This is a genomic window from Pseudoalteromonas arctica A 37-1-2 (assembly GCF_000238395.3).
GTDB lineage: Bacteria > Pseudomonadota > Gammaproteobacteria > Enterobacterales > Alteromonadaceae > Pseudoalteromonas > Pseudoalteromonas arctica.
The window spans coordinates 2,916,621-2,940,120 of record NZ_CP011025.1 but is presented as its reverse complement, the minus strand read 5'-3'; the positions used below and the strand labels follow the sequence as shown (position 1 = coordinate 2,940,120).

22 protein-coding genes are annotated in these 23,500 nt (G+C 39.6%); 11 read left to right on the top strand and 11 right to left on the bottom strand.

What is annotated here, in order from left to right; genetic code table 11:
• Positions 1 to 57 precede the first annotated feature (57 nt).
• Positions 58 to 2,400, top strand: a complete 2,343-nt coding sequence (mrcB, locus tag PARC_RS13290) for a penicillin-binding protein 1B (RefSeq protein WP_010555510.1) — start codon at positions 58 to 60, stop codon at positions 2,398 to 2,400.
• 48 nt (positions 2,401 to 2,448) lie between these two features.
• Here mrcB and PARC_RS13285 read toward each other — a convergent pair whose 3' ends face one another.
• The 6 genes from PARC_RS13285 to PARC_RS13260 all read right to left on the bottom strand — a co-directional run bounded on the left by PARC_RS13285 (position 2,449) and on the right by PARC_RS13260 (position 10,559).
• The gene (locus PARC_RS13285) at positions 2,449 to 3,822 is read right to left on the bottom strand and encodes an IS4 family transposase (protein ID WP_096058041.1); all 1,374 of its coding nucleotides are present in this window, start codon (positions 3,820 to 3,822) and stop codon (positions 2,449 to 2,451) included.
• Between the two features lie 140 nt (positions 3,823 to 3,962).
• Positions 3,963 to 5,804, bottom strand: a complete 1,842-nt coding sequence (locus PARC_RS13280; protein ID WP_010555200.1) for a methyl-accepting chemotaxis protein — start codon at positions 5,802 to 5,804, stop codon at positions 3,963 to 3,965.
• Between the two features lie 177 nt (positions 5,805 to 5,981).
• Positions 5,982 to 7,262: a glutamate-1-semialdehyde 2,1-aminomutase gene (gene hemL / locus PARC_RS13275; RefSeq protein WP_010555199.1), complete on the bottom strand. Its 1,281-nt coding sequence runs from the start codon at positions 7,260 to 7,262 to the stop codon at positions 5,982 to 5,984.
• A 33-nt stretch (positions 7,263 to 7,295) separates the two neighbouring features.
• On the bottom strand, positions 7,296 to 8,312 hold the full coding sequence (locus tag PARC_RS13270) for an aspartate carbamoyltransferase (RefSeq protein WP_007584862.1): 1,017 nt from the start codon (positions 8,310 to 8,312) through the stop codon (positions 7,296 to 7,298).
• 114 nt (positions 8,313 to 8,426) lie between these two features.
• Entirely contained in the window at positions 8,427 to 8,861 is a 435-nt protein-coding gene (locus PARC_RS13265; RefSeq protein ID WP_007584864.1) for a CopD family protein, read from the bottom strand.
• A 15-nt stretch (positions 8,862 to 8,876) separates the two neighbouring features.
• Complete coding sequence (locus tag PARC_RS13260; RefSeq protein ID WP_007584866.1) at positions 8,877 to 10,559, bottom strand: chloride channel protein; 1,683 nt, start codon at positions 10,557 to 10,559, stop codon at positions 8,877 to 8,879.
• Between the two features lie 322 nt (positions 10,560 to 10,881).
• Here PARC_RS13260 and erpA point away from each other — a divergent pair, with 322 nt between their 5' ends.
• Positions 10,882 to 11,220, top strand: a complete 339-nt coding sequence (erpA, locus tag PARC_RS13255) for an iron-sulfur cluster insertion protein ErpA (protein WP_002958911.1) — start codon at positions 10,882 to 10,884, stop codon at positions 11,218 to 11,220.
• A 49-nt stretch (positions 11,221 to 11,269) separates the two neighbouring features.
• Here the strand turns inward: erpA and PARC_RS13250 are convergent, their stop codons facing one another.
• Positions 11,270 to 11,458 (bottom strand): hypothetical protein, encoded by a 189-nt coding sequence (locus tag PARC_RS13250; RefSeq protein WP_010555198.1) that lies wholly within the window; start codon positions 11,456 to 11,458, stop codon positions 11,270 to 11,272.
• Positions 11,459 to 11,910: 452 nt separating this feature from the next.
• Here PARC_RS13250 and PARC_RS13245 point away from each other — a divergent pair, with 452 nt between their 5' ends.
• Entirely contained in the window at positions 11,911 to 12,150 is a 240-nt protein-coding gene (locus PARC_RS13245; protein ID WP_007584874.1) for a helix-turn-helix domain-containing protein, read from the top strand.
• A 70-nt stretch (positions 12,151 to 12,220) separates the two neighbouring features.
• On the opposite strand, the gene PARC_RS13240 is transcribed toward PARC_RS13245, so the two are convergent.
• The 4 genes from PARC_RS13240 to PARC_RS13225 are packed head-to-tail and all read right to left on the bottom strand — an operon-like array spanning position 12,221 to position 15,977.
• On the bottom strand, positions 12,221 to 13,600 hold the full coding sequence (locus tag PARC_RS13240) for an AmpG family muropeptide MFS transporter (RefSeq protein WP_010555197.1): 1,380 nt from the start codon (positions 13,598 to 13,600) through the stop codon (positions 12,221 to 12,223).
• Positions 13,601 to 13,650: 50 nt separating this feature from the next.
• Complete coding sequence (locus tag PARC_RS13235) at positions 13,651 to 14,271, bottom strand: peptidylprolyl isomerase (protein WP_010555196.1); 621 nt, start codon at positions 14,269 to 14,271, stop codon at positions 13,651 to 13,653.
• Positions 14,272 to 14,273: 2 nt separating this feature from the next.
• Entirely contained in the window at positions 14,274 to 14,834 is a 561-nt protein-coding gene (locus PARC_RS13230) for a YajG family lipoprotein (RefSeq protein ID WP_010555195.1), read from the bottom strand.
• On the bottom strand, positions 14,835 to 15,977 hold the full coding sequence (locus tag PARC_RS13225) for a methyltransferase (RefSeq protein WP_010555194.1): 1,143 nt from the start codon (positions 15,975 to 15,977) through the stop codon (positions 14,835 to 14,837).
• A 42-nt stretch (positions 15,978 to 16,019) separates the two neighbouring features.
• On the opposite strand from PARC_RS13225, the gene PARC_RS13220 reads away from it, so the two are divergent.
• The 8 genes from PARC_RS13220 (at position 16,020) to nqrE (ending at position 23,482) form a co-directional block, all read left to right on the top strand.
• Positions 16,020 to 16,631 carry an alpha-ketoglutarate-dependent dioxygenase AlkB family protein gene (locus PARC_RS13220; protein WP_010555193.1) on the top strand — a complete coding sequence of 204 codons (612 nt, stop codon included), beginning with the start codon at positions 16,020 to 16,022 and terminating at the stop codon, positions 16,629 to 16,631.
• Between the two features lie 62 nt (positions 16,632 to 16,693).
• Positions 16,694 to 17,005 carry a BolA family protein gene (locus PARC_RS13215; protein ID WP_010555192.1) on the top strand — a complete coding sequence of 104 codons (312 nt, stop codon included), beginning with the start codon at positions 16,694 to 16,696 and terminating at the stop codon, positions 17,003 to 17,005.
• Between the two features lie 107 nt (positions 17,006 to 17,112).
• Complete coding sequence (gene fabV, locus PARC_RS13210) at positions 17,113 to 18,306, top strand: enoyl-ACP reductase FabV (protein WP_010555191.1); 1,194 nt, start codon at positions 17,113 to 17,115, stop codon at positions 18,304 to 18,306.
• Between the two features lie 629 nt (positions 18,307 to 18,935).
• On the top strand, positions 18,936 to 20,279 hold the full coding sequence (locus PARC_RS13205) for a Na(+)-translocating NADH-quinone reductase subunit A (protein ID WP_010555190.1): 1,344 nt from the start codon (positions 18,936 to 18,938) through the stop codon (positions 20,277 to 20,279).
• 4 nt (positions 20,280 to 20,283) lie between these two features.
• On the top strand, positions 20,284 to 21,486 hold the full coding sequence (locus tag PARC_RS13200) for an NADH:ubiquinone reductase (Na(+)-transporting) subunit B (protein WP_010555189.1): 1,203 nt from the start codon (positions 20,284 to 20,286) through the stop codon (positions 21,484 to 21,486).
• Positions 21,479 to 22,231 carry a Na(+)-translocating NADH-quinone reductase subunit C gene (locus PARC_RS13195; protein ID WP_007584890.1) on the top strand — a complete coding sequence of 251 codons (753 nt, stop codon included), beginning with the start codon at positions 21,479 to 21,481 and terminating at the stop codon, positions 22,229 to 22,231. Before PARC_RS13200 ends, PARC_RS13195 begins: the two co-directional genes overlap by 8 nt.
• A complete protein-coding gene (locus tag PARC_RS13190) occupies positions 22,231 to 22,863 on the top strand; it encodes an NADH:ubiquinone reductase (Na(+)-transporting) subunit D (protein WP_007584891.1) in 633 nt (210 codons plus the stop codon). The genes PARC_RS13195 and PARC_RS13190 overlap by 1 nt, the downstream gene beginning before the upstream one ends.
• Before the next feature lie 10 nt (positions 22,864 to 22,873).
• Positions 22,874 to 23,482 (top strand): NADH:ubiquinone reductase (Na(+)-transporting) subunit E, encoded by a 609-nt coding sequence (nqrE, locus tag PARC_RS13185; protein WP_007584892.1) that lies wholly within the window; start codon positions 22,874 to 22,876, stop codon positions 23,480 to 23,482.
• Positions 23,483 to 23,500: the final 18 nt, after the last annotated feature.

Here is a 23,500-nt window from a genome sequence, read left to right as displayed (position 1 = left end):
ATATCCAATATGCTAAGCTCACACTCGTGAATAACCCTTGGAATAAATTACACTTAAATGGCCGACAATAAAAAAACACCTACCAGTAAACCTGCAGTTAAACGTGCAAGTAAATCGTCAAGCAAGACAAAAAAAAGCACCTCAAAGGGCAGTAAAAAAACAGTGGAAACCACTGTTAAACGCTCTTTTATGAGAAAAACATGGTCAGTGTTTTGGAAACTAAGCTTGGCTGTTTTTATTGCAATGGCAATGTATTTCATTTATTTAGATTCAAAAACAACGCGTATATTTGAAGGTAATAAATGGCAACTTCCAGCGCAAGTGTATGCTCGTTCTATGGAGTTTTATCCGGGGCAATTTTTATCAAGTCAGGAAGTAGTGTTTGAGCTAGAGCGTTTAAATTATTCATCGGTTAATAGATTAAGCCGCACAGGGCAGTTTGTTAAAACAGCAGATAGCATCAAGATTTATCGTCGTGATTTTGAATTTTATGATGGCCTTGAAGAATCACATATTATTGAACTTCGCTTTGCAGGGCAAAAAGTTGCGACCATTAAAGATAAATTTGGCAGGCGTTTAAATTCTGCTCGTCTAGAGCCTGTGCAAATAGCGCGTATTGGTAATGACTCTAAACAAGATAGAGAATTTGTACCACTAGATAAGTTTCCAGCAATGCTAAAAGATACGCTATTGGTGGTTGAAGACCGTGATTTTTACGAACATCATGGTGTATCAGTGTTTTCTATTTTACGCGCGCTTTATTCTAATATTAAAGCGGGGCGCACCGTTCAAGGTGGCAGTACGCTTACTCAGCAATTAGCTAAAAATATTTACCTAACGCGTGAGCGCTCTTTAGTACGAAAAATAAATGAGGCCTTTATTGCCCTTATTTTAGATTATCGTTATTCAAAAGATCAGATATTAGAAGCTTACTTAAATGAAGTATACCTAGGGCAGTCATACAACCAAGGTGTGCACGGTATGGGGCTTGCTGCTGACTTTTACTTTTCAAAGCCAGTAGATGAGCTTGAGTACGATCAAATTGCTTTGCTGGTGGCAATGGTTAAAGGTCCATCTTATTACAACCCACGTCGCTATAAAGAGCGCACAATGGAGCGCCGAGACTTAGTGCTTCGCCTTATGGTTGAAAACAAGCTACTTAGCACAAAAGAGTACCGTGCATCGCTTAATCGTCCAATTGATATTGCGCCAATGAAAGCGAGTTTACAAAAATCATATCCAGGCTATTTAGAGTTAGTAAACAGAGAACTAAATGAATTATTGCCAGATCAGCAAACACTTGATGCTGGCGTAAGAGTATTTACTTATTTTGACTTACAAAAGCAAACAGCAATGGAAGAGTCTATTGAAAAGAGCTTACCGTACCTGGAAAATCGTCCTAGAACCGAAAAACTAGAAGCAGCCATGATCTCTGTTAATGTAGAAAAGGGCGGTGTATCTGCACTTGTTGCAGGGCGCGATGTTCGTTATTCAGGGTTTAACCGTGTTTTAGATACAAAGCGTAATATTGGCTCGCTGGTAAAACCGGCTGTGTATTTAAGCGCATTGCAATTACCACATTATAATTTAGCTACTTTGCTTGATGACTCGCCAGTACAGGTTACAAATGAGCAGGGAAAAGTGTGGCAACCAGAAAATTTTGATCATAAATACCGTGGAGCAATCCCTCTTTATAAAGCATTTAGTAACAGTATTAATATTCCAGCGGTTAATTTAGGCCTCGATGTAGGTGTTGATAAAGTCGCGAAAACACTAAAAGGATTAGGCGCTAAAGGGGCGATAAACGAATACCCATCGTTGCTTTTAGGGGCTGTTGAAATGTCGAGTTTTGAAGTTGCTCAGCTTTATACGACAATTGCTGCAGATGGCGAATATAAAAAGCTCACTGCAATTTCGGCATTAACTGACTCGGTTGGTAAAGTACTTTATAAGCATAAAGTAAATGCAGAGCCTCGTTTTGATAAATCTGCAATGTATATGACTAAATACGCGATGAAACGCGTAACGAAAGACGGCACTGCTAAACGCTTAAATTTACACTTCCCATCAATCCAACTAGCAGGTAAAACAGGAACTAGTAACGATTTACGTGATAGTTGGTTTGCAGGCTTTGATCAAAATACTGTGACTGTTGCGTGGCTTGGTCGAGACGACAACAAAAGCACGGGTTTAACAGGCAGCGTGGGCGCATTAGAAGCGTATATTCGTTACTTAAAGCCACTTAATCCACAAGCAATAGCTGATACGCGTCCTCCATCAATACGCTGGGCATTTGTAAATGAGCAAACGGGTAAGCAGGCACCACCAGGATGTGGCAAGGTGATTCAGCTACCGCTTAGAGCGAGTGAGTTTGAGCCAAGACCACAATGTATTCGTTAATTTAAGATTACTTTAAACAACAAAGCCGCTTATTTAGCTGTCTCTTGATCACAAGTCTGACTCAAGAGATTTTGCTAAATCGTAGCCTTCCAGGATGGCTTGTAACTTAAGCCATCCTTGCCATAACACTTTCACAGATGCACGCCCTGTGCGCTTGGTATCTTTCCAGCCTCCTAACTTTGCCAGTTCCTGATACGCCCATGACATATTTGGAGCAGTTTCAGGCAATGGTGTTTTTATTCTCTTTAACCACAATAACTTCCATGCTTTGGGAGATAACAGTTGTTCACAACTTGGAGAATCAGGCTGCTCATTGGTGAACTTTAGTTGCAATATTCGCGTCGCAATAAAGCCATTAATCGTCACCAATCTTTCCATGTTATCTTGGCTTTGAAGGCGTAAACTTTCGATATCCGTACCATCACTTTTCCAGACTTTATGGTATTCCTCTACAAGCCAACGGTGCTCATAGTAGGTGATGATAGCTAAAGCGTCTTCTTTGCTGGTGACTGGTTCACTGGTTAATAGGTGCCAGCTTAAGCCGTTCTCAGCGTTTCCTCGCTCTGCACAGCCGACATAGTAAACTGGGAGGGAGTGTCCTTTCTTATTGTAAGGCGCTTTGAGTGTCACTGGCGCATAGGTGATATCCAGTGTTGCGCTTCGGGCTTTTCTTCCTCCTTTTTGTGCAATGTGGATGTGTTTGGTGCCTGCACTCATCAGCTCGCTTGCAAACGCATAGAGCTTATCCTCACCTTCTTCAATATGACGACTTTGCATCGAGCGTACGACGAATCGTTGCTGCTCGCTCAGTTTATACTGCAAGTATTCGTAGATGTCCGCTTCGCGGTCACACACCGATATCACGTTCGCCATTTGTCCTTGCAGCCGCTCTGCCATCGCTCGTGACGCTGACTCCCACTTGTAACTTTCTTTTTCTTCGTAAGAAGTCGTCGCGTGTTTTTCTCTTTTTCCAATCGTGTTGATATCACGACTCCAGCGAGACTGTTCAATTAATCCCACAACTTGCTTTGTGTCTGGCGCAAACAGTAATACGCTATGAGCTAACAAGCCTCGTTGTTTTGCTCCTCGTCCGACATGACCCAAATCATCTCGAATGGAGGAATGTTTATAAATTAGTGTGGTCGTGTCTTCTAATGCGAGTAATAAGTTATGACTTTTTGCTTGTTCAACCGTGGCTTTAAAGCCTGACTCTGCTATAGCCGTTGCGTCAATATTCTCGTTGCGAATAAAGCGGTAGGCACCTTCCATATCGGCGGGGGATTGAGTGATGTTCACAAGTGGTTTTCCTGGTTCATTTGCAAGCGTTGATGCTAACTTTACCAGACGCGCTGTTCTTCTTGGATCACCTAAGTCCGATTTACCGAATTGTTGTTTTGCCCAATGAGTATGTTCGTTAATCATAATGTGCCCTCAAACAAGATTTGAAGATCTGATCATGACATTGAGATTTAGTTCAAAAAAATCCCCGCTAATTTCTTAGCAGGGATTTGTGTATAAGAGACAGCTTATTTAGCGGCTTTGTTGTAAGTTGTAGTTAACGCTTAAGATTTAAAAAACTGCATTGATTTGGTTAAATCATTAGATAAGCGACTTAGCTGTTGTGCATCTTGCAGCGTTGATTGAGCTGATGTTAGCGTTTGATCTGCTAAATTGCTCACCTCTTGCGAATCATTCAATGCCTGTGTTGTCGCATTTGACTGCTGTTTAACACGCTCTGCAATAACTTCACCTTGATGTTTAATGTCGCCCATACTTTGCTCTGCGCTTTGCAATACTTCATTGGTTTGATTGGCTGCTTTTACCGATTGCTCCATTTTTTCAACACTTGAGCGCATTTTTTGCTGAGTGTCGTCAGATGCTTGTTGTAAGGAGCTAATAATTTGATGTATTTCTTGGGTTTGTGTTTGTGTACGCTGAGCAAGAGTTCTTACTTCATCAGCTACAACGGCAAAGCCTCGACCATGTTCGCCAGCTCGTGCAGCTTCAATAGCGGCATTGAGTGCAAGCAAGTTTGTTTGATCGGCTATCTCACTAATACCTTTACTTACTTTGCTAATTTCTTGGCTATCTTGTGCTAGCTTATCGAGCGCTTGTTGGCTCTCTGCAAATTCAATTTGTAGATCTTGCATATATTTAGCAAGCTCCATTGTATTGTCAGAACCTTGCTTTACATGCGCAGCAGCATCTTGCGCAGTAAGCGTTGCTTGATGCGCTGACTCTTCAACAGCAAGTGCGTTTTGAGCCATTTCGCTGAGTGCATTATAAATGGCATTTACTCGAATTTGCTGTTTTGAAACATCATTGCTTGTTTGGCTACTCGCATGTGATAGCGATTTAGTTGCGCCGCATAGCTTTTCTGTACTTGCTTTAACATCAAATAATAAATGTGAAAATGCATTAAGTAATGCATTGTAGCGCGATGCAATAATTCCCATTTCATCATTAGTACTCGAATCGATAGTGGCATTTAAGTCGCCATTCGCGGCTCTGTTAGCGGCATCAGCAAAGCGATTAATAGTATCAACAACTGCAAAATAAAAACCAATCATTAAATAAAATGCAAATAACAAACTAATCAATGAAGCGGCTAAAACAAGATTTCGAGTCCACTGTTGAGTTTGCAGTTTTGCTTCAATAAGGCTCTCAAGCGTTGGAATACTCTTACTAACAAGTTGATTAATACTGCTGTGAACATTGTTTGTTAGTTTAGTAAATTCTGATTGAGTTAATAAAATATCGTCTGGCTCAAGTAGTTTTTCATCTATCGCTTTTTTAAATGCACCAACAGCACTGTGTAAATTATCTAACGAGGGCATGAGCGCTTTATTTACTGACTTGTCTGCATTGGTGGCTACATTGAGTATTTTATCGAGTTGTTTTTCGTATAAAGGAAGTGACTTACTAAAATTTGAAAGTGCTATAAACGTATCTGGCGTAAAACGATTACTTGCCAAAACAGTGCTTGCGCTTTGCGCTGTCGAGTTTATTTGCATTATAAGTGCAGGAATTGGCGTGACTAAAGAGCGGTTTACATAAGCACTAGCTAACTGGCTATCTAATGCTAAGTTAGACTGAATAGAAACAAGTTCAAGTACATCATTTGCTTGATCGTCTTTTATATCAAAACCGAGTGAGCGAGCTATTTTTATATTTTGATTTGCTTCCCCCTGCATTTGATTTGAGAGTATTGACCTGTAGCCTTTTAAACCTTGTTGCTGCATTTTTGAAACAGCGATACTTTCACTTAATAATGAGACTAAAAAAAACAAACTAAGTGCAAGAGGAACGAGTAAAATTCCAAACATTAAGCTTATTTTTGTTTTGTATTTTAAATTTGCCATTAGCTGGATAGCGGGAAAAGAAAATTGGCGTAATCCTGACATAAGGCTCTCTTGTATTTTTGTAATTAGGGTAAAGGTGAATAGACCTTGTTATGCTTAATTATCATTCATTTATAGTACTTTACAAATAAAAAAAGCCCTTTCGGGCTTTTTTCAATCTTTAGTCTTAATTACACACTGTAAAAACAAGTGCTTATAAATATAAAAAGTAATTTTAACTTAAAGTTTAGCAAACGAGCGTTCTGCTGCCGCTATTGTTTCTTTTACTTCTTGCTCAGTATGCGCAGCACATACAAAACCAGCTTCAAATGCTGATGGAGCAAGGTACACACCTTCTTCAAGCATAAGGTGGAAAAAACGTTTGAAGCGCTCTAGGTCGCATTCAGTAGCTTGTTTGTATGTCGTTACTTTTTCAGCATCAGTAAAAAAGAATCCATACATGCCGCCAGCATAATTAGTTGTTAATGCAATGCCTGCTTTTTTAGCGCCCGCTTCAAAGCCTTCACAAATTGCTTTAGACGTTGCTTCTAACTTATCGTGTAGACCTGGCTCACATAATAGCTCAAGTGATTTTAAACCTGCAGCCATCGCAATAGGGTTACCAGAAAGAGTACCCGCTTGGTAAACAGGGCCCACAGGCGCAATGTAATCCATTATTTCGGTTTTACCACCAAACGCGCCAACGGGCATGCCGCCGCCAATGACTTTACCTAAACACGTAAGGTCTGGTTTAATGTTGTAATACGCTTGTGCACCGCCAAGTGCAACACGAAAACCCGTCATTACTTCATCAAAAATAAGTACTGACTTATATTCGTCACACACATCACGCAAACCTTCTAAAAAGCCTTGCACTGGTGGAATGCAGTTCATGTTACCAGCTACTGGCTCTACAATAATACAGGCAATTTCGTCAGCGTATTTTGCAAAAATAGCTTTTACTTCATCTAGGTTATTAAATGATACAGTAAGTGTATGCTTAGCAAAGTCCTCAGGAATACCAGGAGAATTAGGTACGCCCATTGTTAGTGCACCAGAGCCTGCCTTAACTAATAACGAGTCAGCATGGCCGTGGTAACAACCTTCAAATTTTAATATTTTATCGCGGCCGGTAAAGCCACGTGCTAAACGAATTGCACTCATCGTTGCTTCAGTGCCTGAGCTAACCATGCGTACTTTTTCGATTGATGGAACCAGCTCTTTTACTTTTTCAGCCATTAATATTTCGGCTTCAGTTGGCGCACCATAGCTAAGGCCATTTTCGACTGCTTCGTGCACGGCTTGTTTAATTGCAGGGTGGTTATGGCCCATGATCATAGGCCCCCAAGAGCCAACATAATCAATGTAACGATTACCGTCGGCATCAAATGTAAACGCGCCTTCTGCTTTTGTAATAAATAGCGGCGTACCGCCTACACCATTAAAAGCACGAACTGGCGAGTTTACGCCACCTGGAATAGAGGCTTGAGCGCGTTCAAATAAGTCTTGGCTAATTGTCATGAAAAATCCTATAAATTGTCACTTAAAGAGGGTTTAGCTGTCGCGTTTGCGGCTAAACCAAGGTACGTCCACTTCATACTTATCGACTTTATTTTCTACGCCGAGTGTTAAAGCAAACAGTGCCATACGAATTAATACGCCATTTTGTACCTGGCGGAATATTGCTAAATTATCGTTACTGTTTAAGTCGTTATCAAGCTCGTTGGCTTCTAAGCGACTATCACGTGGTAACGGATGCATTAACACAGAGTTAGGTTTGCAATGAGCGCTGTAAATAGATTGGCTAATTCTAAAACCGCCACGGTATTTATTTGCTTCTTCTTGTGAAGGAAAGCGCTCTTCTTGAATACGTGTTTGGTAAACAATATCGGCTGCTAAATTACCTTCCATCTTGTTTACTAGCTCAATTTTGTGTCCTGCATTTTCTACGGCATCTAAAATGCTCGTTGGCATTTGTAGGCCATCAGGCGCGACCATCGAAAACTTTACGTTTTTATAATGGCACAATAGCTTTGATAGAGAATGCACTGTGCGACCATATTTTAAATCACCCACAAGCGCTATATGCATGCCATCAATATTTTGATCAAAACGGTGTAATTCACGCTCAATGGTTAATAAATCAAGTAATGCTTGAGTCGGGTGCTCATTTGGGCCGTCGCCGCCATTAATAACCGGCACAGTACAGCCATCAGCAAATTCACTTACTGAGCCTGCGTCAGGGTGACGCATAGCAACAGCATCGGCATAAGCTGAAATTACGCGTGCGGTATCGTAAAGTGATTCACCTTTTGCAAGCGCTGAGCTTTGCATACCTGTAGTTTCACGTACACCGCCGCCAAGTAAGTTAAAGGCAGTACCAAAGCTAACTCGCGTGCGAGTACTTGGTTCAAAAAACAAATTAGCTAAAATAGCGCCTTTAAGCACCGTTGTTTGCTTTTGTTTTTTAGCATAAGGCTCCATTTTTTTAGCTACTGCAAAAATACGTTCAATGCAGTCTCTGTCTAGCTGATTTACAGACAGTATATGTTCGCCTTGGAAACTTAACATGGGGTAATTCCTAATCAATCAAATGGGCGCGATAATCCATAAATGGAGCACGCAATCGCGCGTGTTATAGCAAGTATTGTAAATTGCAGCGCAGTTTAACATGCACCGAAACGCTTATAAATTAGGTTTTATTACCGCAAGTGCCACAATGATGAGCAGCGCAATAACAGGGAGCTCATTAAAAATACGGTAAAAGCGGTCTGTTTTAGTGTTTCGGTCATGTTTAAAGTCACTTAATAACTTAAAACAGTAGCCGTGGTATAGGTATAAAATAATTACCAGTACAAGTTTGTAATGTAGCCACATACTGTATTTAAACCAATCACGACCATATTCAACAATGGTTAACACACCAAATACAGCCGTTAAAACAGCAAATGGGGTTACGAAATAAAGTAACCTGCGCTCCATAACTTTAAGCATAGAGTTACATGATCTTTCTTCGCTCATTGCGTGATATACAAATAATCGAGGCAAGTAAAAAATACCGGCAAACCACGCAATCATAAAAAATATGTGGAGTGTTTTATAAATCAATAATGCGCTCATAATAGTCCTTATTGCTTAAAGTAAGCTGTTACGAATGGTTAAAATATGATGAATTTGATCCCAGCGTAATAGCCCCATAATTTGTTGATTATCTAAAAGGTTATAAACGTAAAGCGCGCCACTTCTTTTATCTTTTAGTATATCGAATGCATCGGCTAGGGTGGCTTGGCTGCTGATGCCCTGCAAGCTAATGTAATTTATATTTATTGCTTCATCAGACATTAGCGTTAAATCGTATTCAGCGAGGCGATAGCCATTTTCTTCGTCAAAAACAATCAAGGGTGTTTGGCTATCCATGGCATCAAGCGTATTTTTTATTTGCTCTTTATCGTCTGAGTAAAGCAATTTAAAGTCTTCATCCATATCATCCATTATTCCCACTTTTTGTAATGCTTCGGTAGCGGGAGATACATGGTACGGCAATCCCTGAAAATCTAATTGCTGCAAAAATATGGAGCGATTTCCAAAAAATTGTAATGCAGTTACATATGCAGTGGTTATAACTATCATCGCAGGAACGATTATTTCAGGTGATGATGTAAGCTCCATTACTGTTGTTAATGCAGCAAGTGGTGCATGCAGTGTAGCCGCTAATAATCCAGCCATACCTAAAACCCCATACGTACCCGCAATATCAGTACCCGGGCTAATATATTGAGCAAAAAAGGCCATTAATGTCCCAATTAATACACCAAGCCCAATTACAGGACCAATTAAACCGCCCGGAATACCCAAACCAATAGCAAACAATGTGGCAAGTAGTTTAGCGATTAAAATGGTAGTAAGCAGCTTTACGTTATCAGGAGATTCAACCGCGATAGTAATCGCACTCATACCAGAACCCATAGCATGAGGCACCGCGTAAGCTATCAAGCTGGCAATACAGCCTGCGATTAGTAAACGAGGAAACATACTTAAAGGTTTAAATGTTTTAATAATTAGCATTAAGTTTTGATTAAAGCTAAATGCTATAGCGCCCAGCGCCATACCGCATAATATTAAATAAGGGTAATGCCAACCACTTAATGGCGCTATTGTAATGAGTGCAAGTTCAGAGCCTTCACCAAAAACAAACTGCGTAGCGAGTGCACCAGTAACAGCAGCAAGCATGATTGGCACAAATATGTGTACTTTATATTCTCGAAGTACCACTTCCATTACAAAAATAACGGCTGCAAGTGGGGTATTAAACGAAGCGGCTATACCTGCTGCAACGCCGCAACCACTTAAAGTACGCATGGCGTTATGCGGTAAATGTAGTTTATCCGCTAAAATACTCGCACCTGTTGCGCCCATATGTACGGAAGGCCCTTCTCGGCCAACCGAAAAACCGCTAATGAGTGCAAGTGCGCCACCAACAAATTGATTAACCGTATTGTATAAAGGCATTTGCCCGTAATGGCGTTTAATACGATGAATAACAAAAGGAATGCCTAAACGGTAATGTTTAAAGCCAGTAAATGCAGCAAAGCACGCAATTAAAAATGCGGCTATTAATGGCATTAAAACGCGTTCAAGAGTCGGTAGGGTAGTAAAGTCGTCAGGTGTTTCCAAAAATAAGCTTTGAAAAAACAAAATAGTTAAGCGAAATAAAATAATAAAAAATGCAGCAATTAATCCGGCAACTACGCCTAATAAGCATAATTGTACAGATGTTTTAGGTTTTGCCAGTCGACGCCTGAGTTGCTCAAGCCACATGCATTATTTCCTCGCCGCATTTTTCAGCAGCATTTTAGCAAAAGAGTTTAGTTAAGTCCTTGTGATTTTGAATTTTTCGTAACTTATATTAACAATTTGCAGTAAAGATTAAGACCTATTTTTTATAACTAAAATTTTTAATGAATTTATAGTTTACAAGGGTCGCTTTTAGTTTGCTTAAGTATTATTTTAGTGAGCAAATGTTTAACCACTTTTTTACTAATTTATAGGTATAACTTAGAGTAAAGAGTTGTTTTACTATACTTGATTAAAACACTCGGGTATTAGATAATCACGCCATTGCGATATTGAGGGTTTTAAAATGTCTGAAGAATTACCAATTAAGTTCAGCGATGCAGCTGCTGTTCGCGTTAAACAGTTAATCGACGAAGAAGAAAATCCAGATTTAAAACTGCGTGTTTATGTAACAGGTGGTGGTTGTTCTGGTTTTCAATATGGTTTTACTTTTGATGAAAAAGCGAATCCTGGCGATTTAGAAATTGTAAAAAATGGTGTAACACTCGTTATCGATCCAATGAGCATTCAATATTTGGTTGACGGTGAAGTTGATTACACTGAAGGATTAGAAGGCGCACGCTTTTTTGTATCTAATCCTAATGCAACAACAACCTGTGGTTGTGGTGCAAGCTTTAGCGTTTAACAGCCAAACGCTAAATAGAATGAAGCCGCTTTTGCGGCTTTTTTAATGCCTACAAATCGGTTGGGGCGTATTCGGTTATTTGCATTATCAATACAAAAAAGCCAAGTACAAAAGCAGAAAACGCTAAAATGTATATGAAGCCTTTTTTGCCTTGCTTAATTGGTACGCCGTTGTGGCGCAAAAAAAAGTACCAACCCAAGCACAACACAATCGGTAATAAAAAAAGAAGTCTGAACATTATTCGGCCTTTTTGGTGCTAATTATTGCTTAATCATAAACATGTGACGATAAATTGGAACAAAATTGTTATAAAAATTCATTTAAATATTTTATAACTAGAAATTAATTTATTAATACTTTTTGAGTACTTAGGTCAATATTCAGCGTTTATAAATATTCACTCGTGTTCATATTTGTACCGAGTATGTAATTAGTTATTTAACCAAAGTGTTAATAGTATATAATGTATCCAAGAATGAGACGGGCAAAATTTCATTCTCAATAAAAACAAATCTTTACCACATTATTAGCGTAGTTTTTTAGCTATATTGGTGGAGTGAGTAGCAACACATGCTTTGTTAAGCAATAGCTTGCTATTGAAAATATGGTATGACTGCTTACTTGCCTACAGCTATTGATAGAGACTACTGCTTTAATAGGTACGTCAAATCATCTAGTAGGAGATGTAAAATGATGGGCAAAACAGTTTCTTCTGAAGAAAATGCAAAGCTAACAAAGTGGCTTAAAAGTAAGCGCCACGAAAAGGGTCATACAATGCGAAGCCTAGCACAAGTGCTGGGAACGCCTCATTCGTTTATCGGCAAGATTGAAAATCAAGAACGCCGTTTAGATGTGATTGAGTTTGTTCGTTATTGTACAGCTCTAGAAGTTGATCCACATGAAGCACTTAGCTTGCTAAAAGTAGATTAACTCAAACATTGCTTAGTACACTTTAAGGGGCACTTGATAGTGCTAAGCAATATGTTAATGCAGGGATGCATTAAATATTTTTATGATAATTTTTCTCAAGCTCATATAATTTATGCCTAATCAGGTATAAAAATATCAGCGAAGGTATAACCATCAAGGCTGTTAAAACAAAGAACAGCGACCAATTTCCCATTAACCAATCATCAATTACTACACCACTGTAGCTCGAAAGTAACGTTCGTCCTAAATTCCCTAATGACGCCAGTAATGCATAGTGTGTTGCACTAAATGCTCTATCGCATAGCATCGAAATAAAGGCCACCATAGCGACCAGCGACCATGCTTGCGTAAACCCATCAATAACAATAGCAAAGGCATACAGTCTTAAATCAGGGCCAACTAAAGCAATCCACGAAAAGGCTAAGTTTGAGGCTGCCATCGCAATGCCACTAACAAATAAACCCTTAACAATGCCATATTTTTGATTAAATAAACTGCCAACAAAGGTAAATATGATTGTAAGTACGGCAGTACCTACCTTTGAAAATGTAGCTATATCGCTATTGCTAAAACCAATTTCTTTATAAAAAACAATCGACATTCGCCCTAAAAACGCTTCGCCTATTTTAAATAAGAAAATAAACGCAAGTAATGCCAGTGCCGTTTTAACGCCATTTTTAGTAAAAAAAGCTCTAAATGGATCAATAACGGTTACCGCGAGCCACGCAACAGTTTTTGTAAGAGGGGTTTGTTTTGTAGAGGACAGTTTTTCAAGGTACACACGTTCAAGCTCGGCATGTACCGCTTCTCTATTTGATTCAGGTTCTTTTGCAAACAATGCTCCACTCATTAGCAGCAGCATTACAGCAGCTAAAAAGTAATAAATTTGTGGCCAGTCGAGCGAGGGGATATCAGCCATATAAAATGGAATTGCACCTAAAAGCGCATAACCTGTCCACCAACCAGATGTTGCCATAGCGGCTGCCGCTGTTGCTTTGTGAGATTCGTTTGCTTTAAGTGTGTCTATTCTGAATGCATCAATAGCAATGTCTTGCGTTGCAGAAGCAATGGCGATTAACAAACAAATCGCAGCAACAATTGCTAAATTAGCTTTTAAATCAAGCCCAGCTAATAATAAGGTGCCAATAAAAATAAAGCTCTGGCACAATAGTATCCAGCTGCGACGTTGGCCTAGCCATTTATATAAAATAGGGAGTTTTGTACGGTCAATGAGCGGTGACCATAAAAAATTGATACTGTAAGCGCCAAATACAATGCCGAATAGGCCAATCATGCTGCGGCTTAGGCCTTCATCCTTTAGCCAAGCCGACATAACAGAGCCAATTAATACCCACGGAAAGCCGCTACTCATACCAAATATAAAAATATGGATTAAGCGTTTGTCTTTAAAGTAAGAAAAATATTCGCTAATAGAGAGAGATTTGCTCATAGGGCCTTCATTGGCTTTGATGCAGAGCAGCTAAGCTGCTCTTAAATAAATTACAGTGGAACTTGTTCAAGCATTTTAATATTTAAGATGATCACCGGTTTTTTAGGAACAAAATCGTAACCAATCTTTTCATTAAACCCTGTTTCAACAGCCATGATCTTATCAAGGGTATCGTAGCCATCCATTACATTACCAAATACTGCAAAACCCCAATCTTTCCCTGGATTTAAGTGATCATTATTATCCATGTTAAAAAAGAATTGGCGTGTTCCCGAGTGAGGTTCACGGTCCTGATACGCCATAGCAATGCTGTACATATCATTTTTTAAACCATTGCCGCTTTCATTAAAAATAGGGTCATTTTCGTGTAAGCCGTCGTAATCTTTATCGTAACCACCACCTTGAATAACAAAGTCGCGGTCGTTTTCTACATCGCGCTCAATACGATGAAAAACACTGCCTTGATAGCTCTTATCTGACACGTAAGTTAAAAAGTTATTGACCGTAATGGGTGCTTTTGAACGGTCCAGTTCAACAACAATACTGCCCATCGTCGTTACGATTTCGACGCGTGGAAAAATATTGTCTTTTTGCACAAAGCGGCCTTCTTGGGCTGCCAAGCTACTTACACTAAAAAATAGGCCTAAGCAGATTAAAAAAAGTCGTTTCATAGTTAACCTTCTAAAAATTCTATTAATTCAGGGTCAGATACAATGCGGGTAATAATTTGTTCAGTCAACTTATTGAGCTGACCTTCTATTTTTACTCGCTCGTGACTAAACGGACCTTCTAAATTAGCACTGCCTCTATACACTTTACTAAAATTACTTGAGGCGCGAATAACGCGCACGCCAAGCTCTATATGGGCTTCGCTGATATGGCTCACAAGTTTTTCGGTCACAACAGCCTGCAGTGCATGAATATCTACTTCAAAGCGAACAGTTGCCAAGTTAGAAATGCTGGCACCATTGCGGCTAAGGGCGCTGTCTAAAACACTTTTAACAGATTCAGTAAGACCTTGGCTTGCAAAGGTTTTAGTTTTGTCTGATTCAATAAGTTTAAGTGTTGATGAGTCGCCACGTAAATCAATTACACTGGTGCTTAAGCTACTATTTATAGTGCTTATTTGACCACTTTTATAAACAGGATTGAGTATTACTTGGCTAGGCTGATTCGCACAGCCACCAAGTATTAGTAATACACAACACCCAATTATAATGTTTGTTAATTTCATTTATAGCATTCCACTATTTTTAGTTGCACTTAGAACGACAAACTTTTTGTTTGAGCCTAACAACTTACAGTTTCCGAACATACGGTTTAATTTATCGTGATAATCTAAATGACGATTACCAATAATACGCAGCTCGCCGCCTTCTTTTAAAGTATCTTTTGCTTGTTTAAACATTTGCCAAGCAATGTGATCGGTAACAGCTTGAGCTTGGTGAAATGGAGGATTACAAAGCACCATATCCACACTGTCTCTTTCAAAGCCTGTTAAACAATCGTTTTCGATGAACTCACAGTTATCAAACTTATCGCCTAGGTTAATTTCTACATTTAACCGGGCTGACTCTACTGCCATGTAAGACTCATCAACAAAGGTAATTGATGCATTAGGGCAACGAGCAAGCGTCATTAATCCAACAACGCCGTTACCACAGCCTAAATCAATAATGCTTTTAGCTTTTGGTGTTTCTGGTAAGTAGTTAAAAAAGAAGCGCGCACCAATATCCAACGAATCACGCGAAAACACATTTGCATGATTTGTTATATTAAACTCAGTACCTTCAAGCTCCCATGTTATAGGGAAGTCTGCTGCTTTATATCCGCCTTTAGCTGTGCTTAATATAAGACGAGACTTTTTAACTGCTAGGCTTGTTGTTGTTTCACCAATAAATTGCTCAAATGATTTTATTGTTGAATTATGAATTTCTTTTGTTTTACCTGCGGCAATTACTGGCGTACCAGGTGCAAGTACTTCACTAAGTTCACTTAATTGGAACTGTAAAAAACCCACATTACGAGGGATTTTAATAAGTACTAAATCAACATCCTCTGGTAATGCCGATAAACTATCTACTTGCGTAAACTCTGCTGTAGGTAGCTTGTTTTCTTGTAAGTTATAAGCCGCAGCTTGGTGGCTAATATAAGAATCATTAACTGAACAAACCGTTAACTTATTAAAATAACAAGCAAGTGCACCAAAGCTATCGTTTAAAATAAGCAATGAGCGACAATCTGGGTGATGTTCGTTAACATAATTGATAAGGTACTCATCTGCCGAATCCCACGCTTGTAAGCTGCGGTTTTTTTGATCCAATGGAAAGCGTTCAAGAGTAAAGGTTTTATCGCCTAGCTGGGCTTGCGTCGTCATAATGGTTCGTTGATCAGTAATCTAATGTAGGTAAATTCTAACATGCAACGGCAAAACGCCAACCCCCAACAGTTACCAAATGGCTTTTCTTATCAAAGTAGGGCACTTAGTGCACAAAAAAGCCTCGTTCTATTTTATTATTTGCAAAAAAACTTACGTTGGCAGCAACCCGATGTAACCGTTTATGGCAAAACGGGGCCTATTCCACGACTGCAATGTTTCATGAGTGATTTAAATATTGAATACGGCTATTCAAGTAGTAAGCAAATAGTAGAACCATGGGATGAATTGTTACTCAATATGCGAAAGCGTTTAGAAGCACATTTAAACCAGCCTCTAAACTCATTGCTCGTTAATTATTACCGAGATGGTAATGATACGATGGGATGGCACAGTGATGATGAAATAGAGCTTGGTGATAAACCAACAATTGTGTGTGTCTCTCTAGGAGCTGATCGGGTTTTAAAGTTAAAGCACAAGGCGAGCAATAAAGTAACCGACTTAAAATTACAAAGTGGCAGCTGTTTAATAATGAATGGACATAGCCAACGAGATTATCAACATGCAATACCTAAGCAAACCACGCTTGCGCATCCGCGAATAAGTTTAACTTACCGATTTATAAAGCACATTAAGCAAAAGCAATTTAGTTAGCCAATCGCTGCGTTAAATTGTTATAGTAAGTGTATAAATTAGCTAATTAAAACGGTCTTTTTATGTCAATGCAGCAACAGATCCAAGAAAAAATAAGCAACGCCATTGCGTGTAAACATTTAAACGTGATTAACGAAAGCCATATGCACAATGCGGGCACTGAATCACACTTTAAAGTAGTAGTGGTTAGCGAAGATTTTGCGGGTAAGCGTTTATTACAACGTCATCGCGAAATTAATGAAATTTTAAAAGATGAGTTAGCAAATCATATTCATGCACTCGCTATTCATACATATACACCCGATGAGTATGCAGAGCAGGGCGGCGAAGCGCCTGATTCACCCAATTGTATGGGTGGCTCTAAAGTTAGCTAAGTAATGTTTTAGAGTATTTGATGAGTGTTTAACTGATCAGATCAGTGTTTTTAGTATTAGCCTTTAAACTAGCGCTAATTTTTATTGTAAAAGATATAGGATGATCAATGGTCATTAAGCCTAAAATTCGTGGATTTATCTGCACAAACGCACACCCAGCTGGTTGTGCAGAGCATGTTCAAGAACAAATTAACTATGTAAAACAACAAGGCGCATTAAAAAGTGCACCAAAAAATGTATTAGTTATTGGCGCATCAACAGGCTACGGCTTGGCATCGCGCATTACTGCTGCGTTTGGTGGTGGTGCTAAAACATTAGGTATTTTCTTTGAAAAAGAAGGTACAGATCGTAAAACAGGTTCTGCTGGTTGGTACAATACCACTGCTTTTCAAGAAGCTGCAGACGAAGCGGGTCTTTGGTCTAAAAATATTAATGGCGATGCGTTTTCTAACGAAATCAAGCAAAAAGCAATCGACACTATTAAAGCAGATTTGGGTAAAGTAGATTGTATTATTTACAGCCTAGCGTCTCCTCGTCGTACTGATCCAAATACAGGCGAAGTGTTCTCATCTACACTTAAGCCAATAGGTAATGCAGTAACCACTAAAAACTTAAATACATCAAAGCGTGAAATTGATGAAATTACTGTTGAAGCTGCAAATCAAGACGATATCGACAACACTATTAAAGTAATGGGTGGTGAAGATTGGGAAATGTGGATTGACGCATTAAAAGAAGCGGATGTATTAGCCGATAACTTTAAAACTACAGCGTATACTTATATTGGTAAAGAGCTAACATGGCCAATATACGGACACGCTACTATTGGTAAAGCTAAAGAAGATTTAGACCGTGCAACGGCTGCTATTAAAGAATCAACAAAAGATTTAAATGGTGAGGCGTATGTTTCATCACTTAATGCAGTAGTGACACAAGCAAGTTCTGCTATTCCTATTATGCCGTTATATATTTCTGCTTTATTTAAAGTTATGAAAGCAGATGGCACGTATGAAGGCACCATTGAGCAAATTCACGCATTATTTAGTGAAAACCTATATGGTGAATCGCCTCGCTTTGACGACGGTGGGCATTTATTCCAAAACTATAAAGAGCTAGAAGACGATGTGCAAGCACGCGTTCAAGCTGTATGGGATAGTGTTGATACAAGCAGCATTGATGAGCTAACAGACTATGTTGGTTACCATAATGAGTTTTTACGCTTATTTGGTTTTGGTATAGACGGTGTTGACTACGATCAAGACATAGATTCAGTTAAGCCAATTGCTAATATGATTGACTAACAGAACTTAGGGCCTGTTTATCTTTCGAGTTTAAATTTGCAGCAGTCTGTTTGGTATTTAGGCAAGGCAGAGCCTATGTAGTGTGGTTATTCCCCATAAATGGGCGATAACGTAGCATTAATGCCAAACAGGCGCTGCCCAAAGGGTTCTGCCTAGGGGCTATTTACTCTTTGTTGCTCGGTTTTTACTTAGCCCACTAGGTTACAAACCTCACGCCGCGATTAAATAGCCCCTAGATTGAACAAATTTTAATCCTGAAAGGTCAACAGGCCCTAGTTATTAAAAGCCGCAATAGCGGCTTTTTTTGTATTATGCGATTTGTTTAATTTGCGATGAAATCAGGAACGATAATTGCTTAGGCTACCACTTTGGTCTACCTTGATTTTTATTTAAATCACTTAACAAAACTAAATAAGTGTTTCTGTCGTATAATTTTCATAAATACACTCGCATAGTCATCTAAAATGATGTTAAAATCTCGACAATATGTGATGAGTTTTACTACGTTGCTTGTTTGATATTTCTAGCAAGCTGCTCTTTTGTACCTTGATATAACTTGGAATAACTCAAATGGCGACGTGGTTGATACGATTTTTCAGTTTCTTTCCTTTAATGTAATGCAAGTGCGTATGATCAATATAAAAAAAGGTCTGGATTTACCCTTAGAGGGCGCGCCACAGCAAGTTATACATGACGGTTCTGCTGTCAAACGTGTAGCTGTGCTTGGCGAAGAGTTTATCGGTATGCGTCCAACCATGCATGTTCGTGTGGATGACCAAGTCAAAAAAGGCCAGGTACTTTTTGAAGATAAAAAGAACCCAGGCGTCCTATTTACTGCTCCAGCTTCTGGCACAGTAAAAGAAATAAATCGTGGTGCTAAACGTGTGCTGCAATCTGTTGTTATTGAAGTAGCAGGCAGTGAGCAAATCACCTTTGACTCTTTCAAAGCAGACGAGCTTGCGAGCTTAGAGCGTGAAAAAGCCAAAGAAGTACTTATCCAGTCTGGTCAATGGACAGCACTTCGTGTTCGCCCATTCAGTAAAGTAGCGGCTGTGGATGCAAATCCTAGTTCTATTTTCGTGACCGCAACTGACACAAACCCATTAGCTGCAGATCCTGCAGTGATAATTGCCGAAAATGCGCAAGCATTTGAAGCGGGTCTTGCTGTTATTTCGCGTTTGACCGATGGCAAAGTATTTGTGTGTAAAAAAGCAGGTAGCCAAGTTCCTAGCTCATCTATAGCTCAAGTAGAAGTACATGAGTTTGGTGGTGTGCATCCGGCTGGCCTCGTTGGCACTCATATCCATCATCTTGATGCAGTTTCTGTTAGCAAACAAGTTTGGCATATTGGTTACCAAGACGTTATTGCGTATGGTCACCTATTCCTTACTGGTGAAATTTACACAAATCGTGTTATTTCGCTTGCAGGTCCTCGCGTTAAAAACCCACGTTTAGTGAAAACACAATTAGGTGCTTCATTGGATGATTTAGTGGCTGGTGAGCTAGAAGACGGAGATAACCGCGTTATTTCTGGTTCTGTTCTATCAGGTTCTATTTCAAACGGTGTTCATGCATTCTTAGGTCGTTACCACGTTCAAGTATCTGTTTTACTTGAAGGTCGCGAAAAAGAATTGTTTGGCTGGATTGCACCAGGTAGTGATAAATTCTCTGTAACGCGTACATTCCTTTCTCACCTTGCGCCGAGTCGTTTATTTAAAATGACAACGTCAACAGGTGGTTCAAAACGTGCCATGGTACCAATTGGTAGCTACGAGCGCGTAATGCCGCTAGATATTTTGCCTACTCTATTATTACGTGACTTAATTGCACGCGATTTAGACAGTGCAATTTCATTGGGCGCGCTTGAACTTGATGAAGAAGATTTAGCGTTATGTACCTTCGTTTGTCCAGGCAAATACGAGTATGGTTCTATCCTACGCGATTGCTTAACTACGATCGAGAAGGAAGGCTAGAGAGATGGGTTTAAAAAAATATCTAGAAGATATCGAGCCGAATTTTGAAGCCGGTGGTAAATATGAGAAGTTTTATGCACTGTATGAAGCAGCTGCAACTATTTTTTATACACCAGGCTACGTAAATAAAGGCGCGACACACGTACGCGATAATATCGACCTAAAACGCATGATGATTTTAGTGTGGATGGCGACGTTCCCAGCTATGTTTTTTGGTATGTTCAATATCGGTCATCAGGCCGCAGGTGCTTTAGCACAAGGTTTTGAACTAGCAAACACGTGGCAAGTTGGTTTGTTCCAGTTATTCGGTGGTGAATTAACCGCTGATGCAGGCTGGGGCGCTAAGATGTTCTATGGAGCATGTTTCTTCCTACCTATCTACGCGGTAACATTTGCAGTAGGTGGTTTTTGGGAAGTAATATTTGCTTCTGTGCGTAAGCATGAAATTAACGAAGGTTTCTTCGTTACTTCAGTATTATTCGCACTTATTTTGCCTGCAACGATTCCTCTATGGCAAGTTGCGTTAGGTATTACGTTTGGTGTAGTAATCGCTAAAGAAATCTTTGGTGGTACTGGCCGTAACTTCTTAAACCCTGCTTTAGCCGGCCGTGCATTTTTGTTCTTTGCATACCCAGCTCAAATCTCAGGTGACACAGTATGGACAGCAGTAGATTCGTTCTCTGGTGCAACTATGCTAGGCCAAGCATTTGCTGGCACACTTGATTTTGCAAACATGGAATTATGGTGGAATGCGTTTTACGGTTTCATTCAAGGTTCTGTAGGTGAAACATCTACACTTGCATTGTTAGTAGGTGGTTTGTTCTTAATTTACGTTCGTATCGCTTCTTGGCGCATCGTACTAGGTGTATTCCTAGGTATGGTAGCAACTGCATTTTTACTAAATGCTGTTGGCTCAGAAACTAACCCTGTATTTGCAATGCCTTGGTATTGGCATTTAGTACTAGGTGGCTTTGCGTTTGGTATGTTCTTTATGGCTACTGACCCTGTATCAGCTGCATTTACTGACAAAGGTAAATTGGCATATGGTCTATTAATTGGCTTTATGGTGGTTATGATACGTGTTGTGAATCCTGCTTTCCCAGAAGGTATGATGCTAGCAATCTTATTTGCTAACTTATTCGCTCCACTGTTCGATCACTTTGTAGTGCAGGCTAATATTAAGCGGAGGTTGGCACGTAATGTCTAGTAATAACGAATCAATCGGTAAAACGTTATCAGTTGTTGTAGCACTATGTTTAGTGTGTGCAATCATTGTATCGTTTGCTTCTGTACAGCTTCGTCCTTTACAGCAAGCTAATAAAAACAAAGATATTCAAAGCAATATCTTGGCTGCTGCGGGTATCGATAAAGTTGAAAATGTTTTAGAAACATTTGATGCAAAAATCGAAGCACGCGTTGTAAACATGACTACAGGTGAGTTTGTAGATACAGACCCAACAATTTTTGATTTTGAAAAAAGCAAATATGATGCAGCGCTAAGTGTTTCTCTTCAAGAGAAAGGCGTTAAAGATATTGCTGGTATTCAACGTGTGACTAAAGAGTCGCCGGTGTATATCTCTAAAAAAGAAGATGGCTCAGTTGATGCAATTATTCTTCCTATCCAAGGCTACGGCTTATGGGGCTTAATGTACGGTTTTATCTCGCTTGAAAGCGACGCTGAAACAGTTAAGAGCATTATCTTTTATAAGCATAATGAAACCCCAGGTCTAGGTGGCGAAATCCAAAATCCACAGTGGACTGCTACATGGGAAGGTAAAGAACTTCCAATTCAAATTGTTAAAGGTACTGCGGGCAATGATGAGCATAAGATCGATGGTCTTTCAGGTGCTACATTAACGTCTAACGGTGTTGATCATGCAGTTGACTTTTGGACTGGCGAAAATGGCTTTGGCCCTTTCCTTGCGAAAGTACGTAAAGGAGCATTGAAATAATGGCTGATACTAAAGAAATGAAGGCGGTCCTATTTGGTCCGGTTTTAGCTAACAACCCAATCGCACTACAAGTACTTGGTATTTGTTCTGCGCTAGCGGTAACGTCTAGCTTAAAAAATGCGCTAATCATGTCAATCGCATTGACATTAGTAACTGCATTTTCGAGCTTCTTTATCTCGCTTATTCGTAACCAGATCCCATCATCTGTTCGTATCATCGTACAAATGACAATTATTGCATCGTTGGTAATCGTTGTTGACCAAGTATTACAGGCATTCTCTTACGCTACGGCAAAAGAGCTTTCTGTATTCGTTGGTCTAATTATTACTAACTGTATTGTAATGGGTCGTGCTGAAGCATATGCGATGAAGTCGCCACCAATTATGTCTTTCCTTGACGGTATTGGTAATGGCTTAGGTTACTCTGTAGTACTACTTACTGTTGGTTTCATTCGTGAGCTATTCGGTAAGGGTTCACTATTCGGTGTTGATATTATCCCATTAGTACAAGATGGCGGTTGGTATCAGCCTATGGGTCTATTGATCTTACCACCGAGTGCATTCTTCATCATTGGTTTATTCATATGGGTACTTCGTACTTATAAGAAAGACCAAGTAGAAGCTAAAGCGTAAGGGGCAAATAGTGGAACATTATATTAGTTTATTTGTAAAAGCCGTTTTTATTGAGAACTTAGCGTTGTCATTCTTCTTAGGCATGTGTACTTTTTTAGCAGTATCTAAAAAAGTAACTACATCAATTGGCCTAGGTATAGCGGTTATAGTTGTATTGGGTATTTCTGTACCTGTTAACAACTTGGTTTACCATGCGGTACTTGCACCAGGTTCACTTACTTGGTTAGGTTATCCAGATGCGGATCTTAGCTTTTTACGTTTCTTAACTTTCATTGGTGTTATTGCAGCACTTGTGCAAATTCTTGAAATGGCATTAGATAAGTTTTTCCCTGCACTATACAACGCATTAGGTATCTTCTTGCCACTTATCACAGTTAACTGTGCAATATTTGGTGCGGTATCTTTCATGGTTGAGCGTAACTATGACTTCGGCGAGTCTGTTGTCTATGGTATTGGCGCTGGTGTTGGTTGGGCGCTTGCAATTACATTACTTGCAGGTATCCGTGAGAAACTGAAATATTCAGACGTACCAGATGGCTTACGTGGTTTAGGTATTACCTTCATCACTGTTGGTTTAATGGGACTTGGCTTTATGTCATTCTCTGGTATTTCACTGTAAAGGGTAGCGAGGATAAAT